Source organism: Pseudomonas sp. LG1E9 (assembly GCF_003290225.1).
GTDB lineage: Bacteria > Pseudomonadota > Gammaproteobacteria > Pseudomonadales > Pseudomonadaceae > Aquipseudomonas > Aquipseudomonas cyclaminis.
In genome coordinates, this window is record NZ_CP029983.1 from 826,082 (window position 1) to 838,773 (window position 12,692).

Sequence of the window (12,692 nt, forward strand, 5' to 3'; positions counted from 1 at the left end):
GCCTTTCAGGTGTGTATCAGCAAACAGGTCACATCGTCTTCAGTCGGGTGGGCGTGGAGAGATTGCGCCGCAATGACGGCTAATTGGCTTTCGGGTGAGAGCTCTGCCCAGAAACCGTCTGTTGCCAGAACCCATAATGTATCCGGGGTTACTGGCAACGATTGAACGCGGGGCTCGTGGCTCCTGCGATGACTCATGCAGTTGAGCAGTTGTTTACGGGCCGGGCTGTTGGCAATGAGCGCGTGGCCCAGATCGCCTTTCCAGTTGGGGCCGCAGTGTGGCGAACTGAGCCAGTTCACGGGCTGATTTTTTTCCAGATGCCCCAGGCAGCAATCGCCAGCATGAATGGTGATTGCGGTTTGGCCAAGAACCAGCAAGGCAAGGTAGCTGGCGGAAGCGAATGGGAAGTCGGGGCACAGGTTTGAGTGCACGTCGTTGAATGAAGTGAGCGTCAGCTTCAGCGCCTCATCGAGCGAACGTACTTCAGTTGGCTGTGCGTGGGCGAACGCACCGAGCACATGTTGAATCATGGCTTTCGCCAGTTGACCGCTTCCGGGTTTAGACGTCCCATCGGCGATGACATAGAGCTGGGCGCCAGCATTGTGCGCCCAGCCGCTGAAGTCACGGTTTTCTGCTCTATGAGTACCTTTGCGGCTAAGTCTCAGGCGCAGGGTCAAACGCTCGCTCCTGCATCAATCAATGCAGCGAGACGGCTGTAAATCAAGGCCTCGCGATCGGGGTCTTGGGCTGTGCTTTGGATTACGTCTTGAAACGCCGTCAACTTGAGCAGCGCCGACAGTTGATCGCTCACGAAGCGTCGCAGGTCGACAGGGGCTTGTTTTACTTCTGCTGTCAGTTCCTCCCGGCCGTCCAGTAAAGCAATGATGTCTTCAATGTCGTTGGACATCAGGACGTCGCCGTTACCTCTTCCTTGATACGCCTGCAGTTTTGCGGCGAGAAACCAGGGGGCGGCAAAGACTTTGATGCGGGTGCCATTGGGCAACGCGTAATCAATGGCATGTTCCAGTCCACCGACAAACCAAGTATTAGAGAAACCCAGTACTTTCTCATCGGTGGGCATGAAGTCGACTTTCAGTTCACCCAAGCGCAAGCGGCATGTAACCGTATCCTGGCCTGTGTTTTTGAATCCCTTGATCTTGAGAGTTTCCTCCAGTCGGTACCAGGCTGCGGTGCTTGTCAGGTGGATGACCAAGTCCACGTCATCGGTGCCACGAATGGACTCCTGAGTGTATTCGTCGGTGATCAGCAGGACTGTCGTGCATCCACCCACAAAAGCCACTTGCCGCCGCAGCTCGGCCCCCAGCGCGTCGGCGACTTCCTCAAGCATTTGCAGCATCATTTCCCGGGCGGAGTTCACAGAATCCACTCCCTCAGCATGGCGTCGGCTACTTTGGCTTCGCGGGGGCCTCCTATGCGGATGGCATCAACGAGGGCCAGGAAATGGTAAAGAAGCTCATCCTTTTTTACCGCTCCCGGCACCGTCTTGTACAAGGGCGTGATTTCCTGGCCTTTGCTTTTGCCGTAGGCGTCCGGCCAAACGGGGATGAATTCGCCGCCGCTGATGACCTTTCCCGCCAGGATGGGGGCCGCGAAGGCGGTCGGAATGCCCCGAACGATGGGGCCTGGCTTCACCGGAAAAATATAACGAATGCTGTAAGTGACGAGATCAAGCAGTGCTTTTTTTCTGACGAGAGGCGAACCGTCGTTATTGTCCGTAAACACCAACCCAATTTCGCGGCATCGGCTTAAAGATGAAGATACCTCTGTCTTGCTCAGCCCCAATGCCGATGCGAGGGCTCTTACAGAGTAGCTTTGTTGATTGTCCTGTTCGGCAGGCTCGCTCTCGTCCCAGCCGCGCCAGTCTTCGAGATCAGAAAGCTGAACGGCTTGTATGTCGTTTTCATTTTCAAAAAATTGCTTGATGGTCGAGATGACCGCCCCTTCCGAATCTTGCATCACGGAGAACTCGCGTTTTTTCACGCGCTCCCCCCTGGCCTGCAATTCCAGGCTTATGAGTTTGAACAAGATAAGTACGTCTTGACTTTTCATGGGGCTCCAAACTTAAGTGTCCTCTGTCCGCGGACAGAGGACACTTTCTTGCACGGCTTCAATACCGATGTCAAGGATGATCAGCGATTCTGCAAAAACACCACATACCCCCGAAACCATTCACTCCCCGGCAAATACCCCGGTTCCTCCCAGTCCCCACCCTGGATCAATCCGACCTTGAACGGCAGCCCCAGCCGATTCATACGTGGCAAATACGCCGCGTAATCCGGGATGCTGTGGCGGCCTTGATACGTTTGCACCACCACTTCATCCACCACGCCCTTGAGCTGGGCGATGGCGGCTGGGTCTGCGTTGCTGCTCCAGTCCATCAGGCCGGTGATGCTCAGGCGTAGGTCGGCGGGCAGGCGCTGGCGCAGGTCGCGCAGAAAGGCGGCGTATTCGTGCAGGTATTGGGTGCGGGCGTCGAAGTCGATCTGGATGCCGACCACCGGGTTGCCCGCGTCGCGCCAGCGTTGCACCTGGCCGAGCAGTTGGGTGTAGACGCGTTCCGGCCAGTGCAGGGTGTGGGCGCGGTAGACCACCCAGACTTCGCCTTGGGTAATGCGCGGCACGCTGATGCCCTGGGCGATAAATTGCACGCCGCGTTGGGGCGCGCGGCGGGTTGAGTTGATCTGGCCCTGGAGGATGTACAGGGTCTTGGCCTGTTTGAGTACCGGCTGGGGCGTGACGCCGCTCCACAGCCAGAAGGCGTCATAGTCGCGAGCGTCGACGGCCGCGAAGGCCGGGCTTGCCAGCAGCAGCAAGCCTAGCCACAGGTATTTCACCAGTAGTACTGCAGGGATTTGCCCCACTGGGTGTCGCCAAAGCCGGACTTGAGTTGGCGGAACCAGGCTTTGCGCACCGCCGGTTCAACGTCCTGGCCGCCGCAGCTGTTATAGCCGGCCGGCGCGTAGCAGTTGATGGCGCGGAACAGCGCGTAGGCCTTGTCGTTCTTTGGCGCCTTGGCATCGGCGATCACCTGCTTGTAACCGTCGAGGCGCGAGAAGGTTTCGCCCTTGAAGTCCGACGCGGTGCTGCCCAGGCTGCCGGCGGCGCGGGCCTGTTCCAGCGGCATGCCGTCCAGGCCGTTACGCAGGATGAATTCGCCGAAGCAGTTCAGCGCTTGTGGGTTTTTCGCATCGGTCTGCAAGGTCGCAGCGGTCTGCGCGATGCTCGGGCAGGCATAGCCGGATTCGGCCTTGTCGCCGTTCCACTGGAACAGCTTCAAGCTCTGGCCGCCGCTATAGACGTAGCCAAGGCTGGTGCCCAATTTGTCTTCCGGGGGCGAAGCCGGCAGTTGCTTGAGGTCCTCGGCGAACGTGGCGTACTGGCTGCGCAGCAGGTCTTTATAAAGCAGCACGAACTGCGCGGTCTGGCGCTCCAGCGGGTCGCTGGCCTGGGCGATCTGTTGGCGCAGCAACTCAGGCCCGGCGACGTTGCGCAGCAGGATGTAACGCACCGGCTTGGCGCTGATCGGCGAGTCGCTGGCGAACACCTTGGCCAGTTGGCCGCTGCGCTCGTAGTTCATCGCCAGGGCCAGTTCCAGTTGGTCGCGTTGCAGCGGCAATTTGGCCTGGTCGAGCAGTTTCAGCCACAGGGCTTCGGCGCCTTTCCAGTCCTGTTTGTCTTCCAGCGCCAAGCCGCGCAGGGTCTGCTGGCTGAAGGCGAAGTAATTCAGGTTCGACGGAATGTCCTGAGGCAAGTGCTTCAAGGCGGTGTCTGGTTGATGCTCGATGTACAGGGCACTCACGGCCAGCAAGTAGTCGTACAGCTCTGGGGCGCTGGCAAAAGCGACTTTCTGTTTCTCCAGGTCTGTTCGGGAGAGCGCCGGCTGATCTTCGCCGCGCATCACCATCAGGTCGCTGACCAACTGGATCATCGGCGTCGCGACCGTCTCGCTGTTGACCATCAACAGCTTGAGGTCGGCCTCTTCGATCAGTTCATCCACCGATACATTGCGCTGTGCATCCGACGCCTGTGTCATCGCCCAGGCATACGCGTCGGCGAGCTGGATGTTGTCGTCCGCCAGCCAGTACACGCGGCGCAGCAGGCCTCGGGCGGAGGCAACGTAACGACCCTGTGGATAAGTCTCCAGATAGCCAACAAAGCCATCTTTGGCCTGGCCCAGTGCAGACTTGTCCACACGCGCAAGCTGCGGCATCCCGTATTCGTCGAATGCTTCGGCCTGCGCCTGGTTCAGCAAGGTGCGGGCGCTCATGTACTGCGCGGTTTCCTTCAACCAGGGCAGTTCGCTGCCGCTGGCGGCGGCAAAACCGCGCTCGGCCTCGCTGAAACGTCCGCTGTAAAAGTCGGCGGCCGCTTGCAGATACGTGCGCAGCATGCGGCCATTGGATGACTCGATCGGTTCGGCGATCACCGGGCCGTCCCAGGTGCAGGTGATGAGCAGTTCCAACCGGGCCTTCGCCAGCAGCTGGCGTTCTGCGGTTGGCATGTCGGCTTGCACCACCTGGCTGATAAACGCAGTGGCGCTGTCATCGTCGTTGCTGCGACAGCGGCTGCCCTCGCCTTCGAGGTAGGCCTCGCCGGCAGTCGTGTACTCGTTTCGCTTAATGCCCAGAGAGGTCAGCAGGGTGTCGAGCTCGGCGGTGGGCGAGTCGTCCGAATCGGCTTCAGTTTCTGCGCTGGAAGCGGCAGCGAGGCGATACACCGGAAACGGCACCGGGCCGAAACCCTGGCTCAGATCGTCTTCGGTCAAAGCCTTCGGCGTCAGCGGTTCGGCTTTTTTGTCAGCCAGCAACAGGCGCAGGTTGACCCGACTGTCGTTGCCTGGGTTGAGAAAGGGAAGGTTGCTGCAGGCGTCGAGGCGGTCACGCGACACCCGCCAATCCGGGTAGCACGAGTCATCGGAACTGGCCTGGGCCGGTAGGGAAATACCGGCCAGCAGGGCCAGTGCCAGGGGTGACAGAAAACCGATGCGCATGACGTGTCCTTGATCCTGAGTCCTTGGAGGGCGCCAATAGTAGCCTGATCCGATGTTGGCTATGGTGAAGGCCTACACAAATCACAGATTTGTCCGCTTTGGGTGGTGGCAATTTAACCTCGCTGCCCTAGACTGCGCTGATGATCAGGGAGAGATTTGTATGAAGCCGTTGCATGGATGGGTATTGAGTTTTTCCTGCCTGATGGGCTCAGTGCCGATGGTGATGGCGGATGACCCGTTACTGGATCCTCCGGCTACGGCTGCCGTGAGCACCGGCAGCGAGGCGCGTGGTGTGTTGCGCGCTCGCGACCAGGCGATGCTGGCCAGTGAGTTGTCCGGGCGCATTGTCGATCTGCCGTTCAGCGAGGGTGAGTCATTCAAGAAGGGCGACACACTGGCGCGTTTCGACTGTTCGGCCTATCAGGCCCAACTCAATGCAGCGTCGGCGGCCAGTCGCGGCGCCGGTGAAGAACTGGCCCACAATAAGCAACTGGCGGCGCTCAATTCCGTCGGTCGCTTCGAAGTGGCACGCGCCGAAGCCAAACTCACCGAAACCCAGGCCCAGTCCCAGGTCTATCAGGTGCAGGTCAAGCGTTGCAGCGTGCTGGCGCCGTATGACGGCCAAGTGGTGCAGCGCAAAGTGCGACGCTATGAAAGTGTCTCGGCCGGCTCGCCGTTGTTGGAAATCGTCGACAACCGCAGCCTGGAGATCCACTTGCTGGTGCCGTCGCGCTGGATGGGCAAGCTCAAGACTGGGCAGACGTTCAACTTCACCCCCGATGAAACCGGCCAAGCGTTCAGCGCCACCGTCAAACGCCTGGGCGCACGCATTGACGAGGGCAGCCAGACGCTGTTGTTGGTGGCCACGGTGTCCAACGCAACCGGGCTGATGGCCGGCATGAGCGGCACCGCCCACTTCGCGCAACTGCAATGAACGCACCGATGCCAGGCAGTACCGAGCGGGTGTTTGCCCAGTTTCTCGAGCTTGAACGTCAGACCCGCGCCGCGCGCAGCACCGAGCAACTGGCCTACAGCCTGGTCAATGATGGTCAGCCGCTGTTTGGCTACCGCCACGCGGCGCTGTTGATTGCTGGCAAGGTGCAGGCGGTGACCGCTGTGAGCAGCGTCGATCCGAACGCGCCGTTTGTGGCGTTCGTCGAGCAGGCCGTGGCGCAACTGCACAAGCAGGCGCTGGGCGAGACCGCCCGTGTGGTGCCTGTCGAGCTAATGAGCGCACAGGTGCAGGCCGACTGGCTGAGTTTGTCTGCCGGGCATGTGTTCTGGTTGCCGTTCATCGGCCCTCAAGGCCGAGTATTCGGCGGTTTGTGGCTGGCACGGGATACTCCGTGGAACCCCGCAGAGCAGGTGCTGCTGGCGCAACTGGGTGACACTTACAGTCATGCCTGGCTCGCGCTGCAACCCCGCCAGCCTTGGCGGTTGCGCCTGACCCGTAAGCGGCAGGCCCTGGTGGTGATCGCGTTGCTGCTGTTGCTGTTGATCCCCGTGCGCCAGTCGGTGCTGGCGCCTGCCGAGGTGGTGCCGCTGGCCGGGCAAGTGGTGGCGGCACCGTTGGACGGCGTGATTGCGCAGTTTCTGGTCAAACCCAACCAACCCGTCAAGCGCGGTGACGTGCTGCTGCGCTTTGAAAGCACCACCCTCACCGCCCAGGCCGACGTGGCTGGGCGCGCGTTGGGCGTGGCCGAAGCCGAGCTCAAGGCCAATGCCCAGCGGGCGTTTGCCGACGCCGAATCCAATTCGCGCATCGACTTGCTGGCCGCGCGCGTCGAGCAAAAACGCGCCGAACGCGATTACGCCCGTGAGCTGCTCAAGCGCAGCGAAGTACGCGCCGAACGCGACGGTATCGCCGTCTTCGCCGATCCCGAGCGCTGGCTCGGCAAACCGGTGCAGACCGGCGAGCGCCTGTTGCAGATCGCCGACCCCGGCCAGGCTGAGCTGCGCATCGAACTGGCGGTGGGCGATGCGATTGCCCTGGAGCCGAACGCCCAAGTCGCACTCTTTCTTGACAGCGACCCGTTACAACGCCACCTCGCCACCCTGCAACGCGCCGCCTACGAGGCCCAACCCACGCCGGGGGGGCAATTGGCCTATCGCCTGGACGCGCAGTTCGATGACGCGCCGCCGCGTATCGGCCTGCGCGGTACTGCGAAGATCTTTGGCGAGCGTGCACCGTTGGCGCTGTACCTGTTGCGTCGACCGCTGGCGGGCCTGCGCCAGAGCGTGGGGCTTTAATGGGCCTGCCCAGATTGCGCGACGACCTGCAACTCTCCAGCGCCGGTGTCGCCCTGGACGGTTCGCCGCGCTGGACCCTGGCCGACCCGGTGCGCGGGCGTTACTTCAAACTTGGCGCCACCGCCATTCGGCTGTTGCGCCACTGGTCGTTGGGCGATGCGCAAAAAGTCCTGCAGGCTGCCAACCGCGAGCCGGGCTTGCCGCTGGGCGACAGCGAAGTGGATGAGCTGTTGAGTTTTCTACGCACCCACGACCTGATTGCCGCGCTGGACCCGGAACAACGGGCCAGCTACCTGTATAAAGCCGCCGCCCAGAAGCAAAGCCTATGGCAAGTGCTGCTGCACCAATACCTGTTCTTTCGCATTCCGCTGTGGCGCCCAGATGCTTTCCTCAACCGGGCCTGGCCATGGCTGGCGCGGTTTGGGCCGGGTTTGTTGCGCTACGGGTTGCCCATGATTCTGGGCCTGGGGGTGTTTCTGGTCGCGCGGGACTGGCAGCGTTTTTTGGCGACCTTTCCACATCTGTTCAGCCTGGGGGGAGCCTTGGCGTTCGGGGTCGCGCTGTTTTTCGCCAAGCTGTGCCATGAGTTCGGTCATGCCTTTATGGCCAAGCGGGCCGGGTGCCGGGTGCAGAGCATGGGGGTGGCGTTCATGGTGTTGCTGCCAATGTTCTACACCGATGTCAGCGACGCCTGGCGAGTGAATGACCGCCGCTCGCGGCTGATGATTGGCGCCGGCGGCGTAATGGCTGAACTGCTGCTCGCGTGCGTTGCGCTGCTGGCCTGGTCGCTGTTGCCGGACGGCCCGGCACGTACCGCGGCGTTCATGCTGGCCAGCGCCACGTGGTTGACCACCCTGGCGATCAACCTGAACCCGTTCATGCGCTTTGATGGTTACTTTTTGATCAGCGATCTGTGGGGCGTGGATAACCTGCAAGGCCGTGCCTTCGCCCTCTGCCGCTGGCGCTTGCGCGAGTGGTTGTTCGGCTATGGCGAACCGGCGCCGGAAACCTGGTCGCCGACAATGCAACGACGTCTCCTGTGGTGGGGTTACCTGGCGTGGCTGTGGCGCGCGGCGCTGTTCCTGGGGATCGCGTTGGCGGTGTATCACTTGTTTTTCAAACTGCTCGGGATCTTTCTGATGCTGGTGGAGTTGGTGTGGTTCATCTTCCTGCCGGTGTTCAAGGAGTGGCGCGAATGGTGGAGCCGACGCAGCCGTGCCCATACGCCGAGGGTGGTGCTGACGGGCCTCGGGTTGCTGCTGATAGTGCTGGCGCTGGTGGTGCCCTGGCGCAGTGCGGTGGAGCTGCCGACGATGCTCGAAGCGGGGCGCGCCAGTGCGTTGCATGCGCCGGTGGCGGCACGCGTCAAGGCATTGAACGTGGCGGACGGGCAAGTGGTGATCCAGGGCCAGGTGTTGGTCGAACTGGAGTCCCCTGACCTGGACGCCCGGCAGAGCATCGTGCGCCGCGAAGTCGAGATCCTGCAGCTGCAGATGCGTCGCCAGGCCGGGCGCAGCGAAACGGCGGCGGACGCCGGCATCAATGACCAGCGATTGTCCCAGGCCCTGGCCGAATACCGAGGCTTGGCCGCCCAGCGCGAGCGCCTGTTGTTGCGCGCGCCCCATGCCGGGACCGTGCGTGATGTGCTGCCGCAACTGAGCACAGGTCGCTGGTTGTCGCCCAAGGACGCGCTGGCGCAAGTGGTCGAGGACGGCGCGCGCCTGCGCGGTTACCTGGCGGAAGCTGAATTGTGGCGCGTGCAGCCGGGAGCCACCGGGCGATTTATCGCCGATGACCCGATGCACGCGGCGATTGCCGTGGCGTTGACGGACATCGATGCCAACGGCGTGGCTTATCTCGATCAAGAAGCCCTGACCTCCGATCACCACGGACCGATCGCCGTGCGCCGCGATGCAAACCAGCGCCCGGCACCGGTCCAGGCGCAATACGGCGCTCGGTTCACGACGGTGCAATCAATCCCTACGCCCCATCAGCCGTTGCGCGGGGTGGTGGTGTTGCAAGGGCGCAGCGAATCAGTGCTGGGTGTGGCTTGGCGACGAGTGGCAGCCTTGGGCGTGCGCGAAAGCGGTTTTTGACAGGAGTTGAACACGATGCTGAACAAGGATGGCGCTCTGGCGCACGGCCTGGTGGTGCGCCCGTCGCGCAGTACCGATGGGCCGTTCCTACAGGGGCTTTACCGCTCGGCGCGGGCCGATCTGCAATGGATCGATGGCGAACAGGCGTTGGTGGAGGAGGTGATTGCCCAGCAGTTCCAGATCCAGGAAAAGGGCATGGATGAGCACTTTCCCGGCGCGCTGCATTACGTGGTCGAGAAACTGGGCACGCCCATCGGCGCGTTGAGTGCCGACTTCGGGCCTAACGAGATCCGCGTGCTGTACCTGGCGTTTATTCCGGCCGCTCGCGGCCAGGGGTTTGGCCGAGCGGTGTTGCAAGGTGTGCAGCAGGCCGCCAGCCAGGTGTTTTGCCCGGTGACCACGGTGGTATGGGCGAGCAACCCCCACGCGCGCCAGCATTACCTGGCGCTGGGGTTTCGGGTGGAGGAAGAGACACCCGCCGCGCAACGGCTGGTGTGGTACCCGTCTCAGTTGAACACGATGCAGAAATAGCCGCGTTCGGCATTTCGGCCCATGGCCGGCTCGCGGGACACAAACACCTGTTCCAGGCACACGTCCGGCAGCGGCAGGCAGCATAGACCGTCCACGAAATCGGTGGGGCCGAGGCTGCTGAACAACACGCTGAAAGCCCCGCGTGGGTTGTGCGGCAAGGTCGCTTGGGGCGTCTCGCGTACACGTTCGATCTGAATCGGCAGCGCCGAGCCGTCCGGCAAGTAAAGCGTGCTGCTGCCCGCCAGCAACGGGCGAAAATGTTCAGAGGTGACCAGGTTCAACATAAGCATGGCTCCGCTTCAAAAGCGCCGAGGCATTCAAGCCTCGGCAAAGGGGTGGCATCACTCGCGTGACGGAAAGATGCCGTTCAGGGCAATGCTGAAGTTGATGACCAGGAAGGGGTTCATGCTCCCCATGGGCTGGCCTTGGCCGGCAGGGTCAATGGTGCCGGTCAAGGTGGTGCTCACGCCTTGGAGCGGCACCGGGTTGGCGCCCTGTTGGTCCGAGTAAATGGTGGCATTGCCTGGCCCGGTACCGGATGCGCCGATAAACGAGTTGGTGGCGGTGGGCGCGTTGGCCGGGTTGCTGGCAGCGTTGGCCAGTTGCACCGAGGTGCTGGCCTTGAGCGCTGTGCTGCCATGGGTGTGGGCGGGCAGGTTGGCCAGTGTGGCAGTGATGCTCTCGGTGCCGGAGACTTCGCCGATAACACGCGGCGTCAAGCCTGGGCCGTTACCTTGGCAGACGGGCAGGCGACCTTGCAGATTGGGCAGCATGAAAGTCGTCGAGCCGTTGCCGCCGTAGGTGACGCCGATCAGGGCGAACAGCGCCTGGTTTTGGCTGAGGGAGAGGGTTTGACCGGCGCACAAGGCCCATTCCCGAGGAGCAAAATTAAACGCAAAGGGTTGGATAGTGCCGATGAATACTTCCATGGATCGTTCATCCTTGTAGAGGCTCTATAGGGGGGGGACGACCCTTGAAGGGGCGTCATCGCAGAGCGTAGACGCAGGTTTCGCCGGCTGCCCGACGCTTTCGAAACAGTGAGCGAATAGGGGCCGTTTGGCTTACAGTGGTGCTGGTTTATGCACATGCATGTTTTTCCCTGGAAACGGGCAGTACTGAGGGATTTGTGGTGCGAAGGTGGGTAGGACAAAACGAGAAGATCGGCGCCTTTGCCGCGTTCGACGGTGCCTTTACGGGCGCCGGCTGGCTCAGCCGCTTGTGGTGGTTGCCGATCCTGGGGCTGGCCATGGCCCTGCGCTTTTACGGCCTGACCGCTGCGGCGATCTGGGGCGACGAGGGCTCCAGCTTATTGCTCAGCGAATACGCCTTGGACGACCTGTGGTTTCACGCCGCCCACGATGTTCACCCACCGCTTTATTTTTTCATGCTGCGCGGCTGGATCGAGTTGTTTGGCGACGGCATCTGGTCGATCCGCAGCATAAGCGCGATCCCTGGCGTGGCGGTCGTGGGCCTGGGTATTTGGCTCACCCGGCAGCTGTCGACCCAACGTGCGGCCGTCCTCGCAGGCCTATTGCTGGCATTGATGCCCACGGCGGTGCGTTACAGCCAGGAAGTGCGCATGTATGCCCTGCTCGGTGTATGGCTGCTCGGTGCCACCCTGGCCTTGGTGTACTGGGTGCGCCGTCCGGAACGTGCGCGTTATCTGGTCGCCTATGTGTTGCTGATGACTGCCGGTTTCTACACCCACTACTTCACCGCCCTGTGCGTACTGGTGCACTGGGCCTGGCTGGGCGTGTTGTGCACGTCGCAACCAGCGGGCCAACGCCTGATCTTACGCCGCAGCTGGTGGCTGGCTAACGTCGCCATCGTGCTGCTTTACCTGCCCTGGCTGCCGAACCTGCTGGACCTGGTGCAGCATGTCGATCAACTCAAGGTCGGCGGCGATATTGGCTGGGAAGCGCCGGTCGACCTGTTCTCCGTACCGTCGATGATCTGGCAGTTTATGCTCCAGGACGAAGGCCTGGACCTCTGGCGGCCGCTGTTCTGGCTGTTCCCATTGCTGTTGATAGCGATGGTGGGCGTTACCGCCTGGCGTGACCGCGAGCCTGATCGCCCAGCAGTGCTATTGGCGCTGTTTTTTCTGCTGCCGCTGTTGCTGGTGTATGGGGTGTCGTTTATCTCGCCAGTATTTATCGAGCGCTACCTCACCGTATACGCCCTGGCATTACCGATGCTGGTGGCGGTGGCAATCGATCGTCTGCCCTCGCGCCGGGTGTGGCTCGGGGCGGCGTTGTTCGTGCTGTTGGTCGGTGTGGAACTGGTGGGGCTGAAGAATAATTTCGCAGTGGATGAGCACGACCAGTTCAACGTGCCGGTGGAGTTCGTCAATCGCAACTACCAGGAAGACGACCGCATCGTCCTCAGCGACATGATGTGGTACCTCAGCTACGTGTATTACGACCAGACCGACGCGCAGCTGCAGCTCTATACCCCGTCCAAACCCGACGGCACGCCGACCCGACCGAATGCCTATGGCTTCGGCACCTTGGTGGACCAGGACGGCGGGCGCATTTACCTCGACCGTTTGTCGGCATTACCCGCCGATACCCGGCGCGTCTGGCTGATCAGCAGCAACGATGGGCCGGACGAATTTGCGCCCGTGCCCGACGGCTGGCGCTTGATCAGCCAGCAAGACGGCGGCGGCGCGAGGGCGCGTCTCTATCTGCTGTGCCGCGGGCCAGACGCATCGCAGCGTGCGGGCTGTGACTAATATCCGTTTGGCATTAACGGCCTAGCAAAATAGTGGCAAATGACCACTAGTTGAGATTGCAATCCTCAGCTAC

Annotated in this window: 12 protein-coding genes; 5 read left to right on the plus strand and 7 right to left on the minus strand. The window is 61.9% G+C overall.

Annotation, left to right across the window (positions count from 1 at the left end):
* Window positions 1–5: 5 nt before the first annotated feature.
* The 5 genes from DNK50_RS04060 to DNK50_RS04080 form a co-directional block, all read right to left on the minus strand.
* Window positions 6–677: a protein phosphatase 2C domain-containing protein gene (locus DNK50_RS04060; protein WP_112192886.1), complete on the minus strand. Its 672-nt coding sequence runs from the start codon at window positions 675–677 to the stop codon at window positions 6–8.
* Entirely contained in the window at window positions 674–1,360 is a 687-nt protein-coding gene (locus DNK50_RS04065; RefSeq protein WP_099584445.1) for a hypothetical protein, read from the minus strand. The genes DNK50_RS04060 and DNK50_RS04065 overlap by 4 nt, the downstream gene beginning before the upstream one ends.
* Before the next feature lie 14 nt (window positions 1,361–1,374).
* The gene (locus tag DNK50_RS04070; protein WP_099584314.1) at window positions 1,375–2,070 is read right to left on the minus strand and encodes a hypothetical protein; all 696 of its coding nucleotides are present in this window, start codon (window positions 2,068–2,070) and stop codon (window positions 1,375–1,377) included.
* 80 nt (window positions 2,071–2,150) lie between these two features.
* The gene (locus tag DNK50_RS04075) at window positions 2,151–2,855 is read right to left on the minus strand and encodes a DUF3142 domain-containing protein (protein ID WP_112192887.1); all 705 of its coding nucleotides are present in this window, start codon (window positions 2,853–2,855) and stop codon (window positions 2,151–2,153) included.
* The gene (locus tag DNK50_RS04080) at window positions 2,852–5,011 is read right to left on the minus strand and encodes an outer membrane assembly lipoprotein YfiO (protein WP_112192888.1); all 2,160 of its coding nucleotides are present in this window, start codon (window positions 5,009–5,011) and stop codon (window positions 2,852–2,854) included. The genes DNK50_RS04075 and DNK50_RS04080 overlap by 4 nt, the downstream gene beginning before the upstream one ends.
* A gap of 202 nt (window positions 5,012–5,213) precedes the next feature.
* Between DNK50_RS04080 and DNK50_RS04085 the strand changes: the two genes are divergently transcribed.
* Genes DNK50_RS04085 through DNK50_RS04100 form a run of 4 tightly spaced genes read left to right on the plus strand, consistent with a single transcriptional unit; the run spans window position 5,214 to window position 9,888 of the window.
* Window positions 5,214–5,945, plus strand: coding sequence for an efflux RND transporter periplasmic adaptor subunit (locus tag DNK50_RS04085; RefSeq protein ID WP_371929513.1), 732 nt, complete (start codon window positions 5,214–5,216; stop codon window positions 5,943–5,945).
* On the plus strand, window positions 5,942–7,261 hold the full coding sequence (locus DNK50_RS04090) for an efflux RND transporter periplasmic adaptor subunit (RefSeq protein ID WP_099584318.1): 1,320 nt from the start codon (window positions 5,942–5,944) through the stop codon (window positions 7,259–7,261). The genes DNK50_RS04085 and DNK50_RS04090 overlap by 4 nt, the downstream gene beginning before the upstream one ends.
* Window positions 7,261–9,357, plus strand: coding sequence for a biotin/lipoyl-binding protein (locus DNK50_RS04095; protein WP_112192889.1), 2,097 nt, complete (start codon window positions 7,261–7,263; stop codon window positions 9,355–9,357). Before DNK50_RS04090 ends, DNK50_RS04095 begins: the two co-directional genes overlap by 1 nt.
* Window positions 9,358–9,372: 15 nt before the next feature.
* On the plus strand, window positions 9,373–9,888 hold the full coding sequence (locus tag DNK50_RS04100; protein ID WP_112192890.1) for a GNAT family N-acetyltransferase: 516 nt from the start codon (window positions 9,373–9,375) through the stop codon (window positions 9,886–9,888).
* On the opposite strand, the gene DNK50_RS04105 is transcribed toward DNK50_RS04100, so the two are convergent.
* Both DNK50_RS04105 and DNK50_RS04110 read right to left on the minus strand, forming a co-directional pair.
* Window positions 9,864–10,172 (minus strand): hypothetical protein, encoded by a 309-nt coding sequence (locus DNK50_RS04105; RefSeq protein ID WP_099584321.1) that lies wholly within the window; start codon window positions 10,170–10,172, stop codon window positions 9,864–9,866. The genes DNK50_RS04100 and DNK50_RS04105 overlap by 25 nt on opposite strands.
* A 57-nt stretch (window positions 10,173–10,229) precedes the next feature.
* Entirely contained in the window at window positions 10,230–10,817 is a 588-nt protein-coding gene (locus tag DNK50_RS04110) for a phage tail protein (RefSeq protein ID WP_099584322.1), read from the minus strand.
* 197 nt (window positions 10,818–11,014) lie between these two features.
* On the opposite strand from DNK50_RS04110, the gene DNK50_RS04115 reads away from it, so the two are divergent.
* Window positions 11,015–12,619 carry a glycosyltransferase family 39 protein gene (locus DNK50_RS04115; RefSeq protein ID WP_099584323.1) on the plus strand — a complete coding sequence of 535 codons (1,605 nt, stop codon included), beginning with the start codon at window positions 11,015–11,017 and terminating at the stop codon, window positions 12,617–12,619.
* Window positions 12,620–12,692: the final 73 nt, after the last annotated feature.

Bases quoted from the DNA above. Each gene is read 5' to 3' on its own strand.
- DNK50_RS04080 (WP_112192888.1), bottom strand. From the start codon at position 5,011: ATGCGCATCGGTTTTCTGTCACCCCTGGCACTGGCCCTGCTGGCCGGT.
- DNK50_RS04070 (WP_099584314.1), bottom strand. From the start codon at position 2,070: ATGAAAAGTCAAGACGTACTTATCTTGTTCAAACTCATAAGCCTGGAA.
- DNK50_RS04095 (WP_112192889.1), top strand. From the start codon at position 7,261: ATGGGCCTGCCCAGATTGCGCGACGACCTGCAACTCTCCAGCGCCGGT.
- DNK50_RS04105 (WP_099584321.1), bottom strand. From the start codon at position 10,172: ATGTTGAACCTGGTCACCTCTGAACATTTTCGCCCGTTGCTGGCGGGC.
- DNK50_RS04065 (WP_099584445.1), bottom strand. From the start codon at position 1,360: ATGATGCTGCAAATGCTTGAGGAAGTCGCCGACGCGCTGGGGGCCGAG.
- DNK50_RS04090 (WP_099584318.1), top strand. From the start codon at position 5,942: ATGAACGCACCGATGCCAGGCAGTACCGAGCGGGTGTTTGCCCAGTTT.
- DNK50_RS04110 (WP_099584322.1), bottom strand. From the start codon at position 10,817: ATGGAAGTATTCATCGGCACTATCCAACCCTTTGCGTTTAATTTTGCT.
- DNK50_RS04100 (WP_112192890.1), top strand. From the start codon at position 9,373: ATGCTGAACAAGGATGGCGCTCTGGCGCACGGCCTGGTGGTGCGCCCG.
- DNK50_RS04085 (WP_371929513.1), top strand. From the start codon at position 5,214: ATGGGCTCAGTGCCGATGGTGATGGCGGATGACCCGTTACTGGATCCT.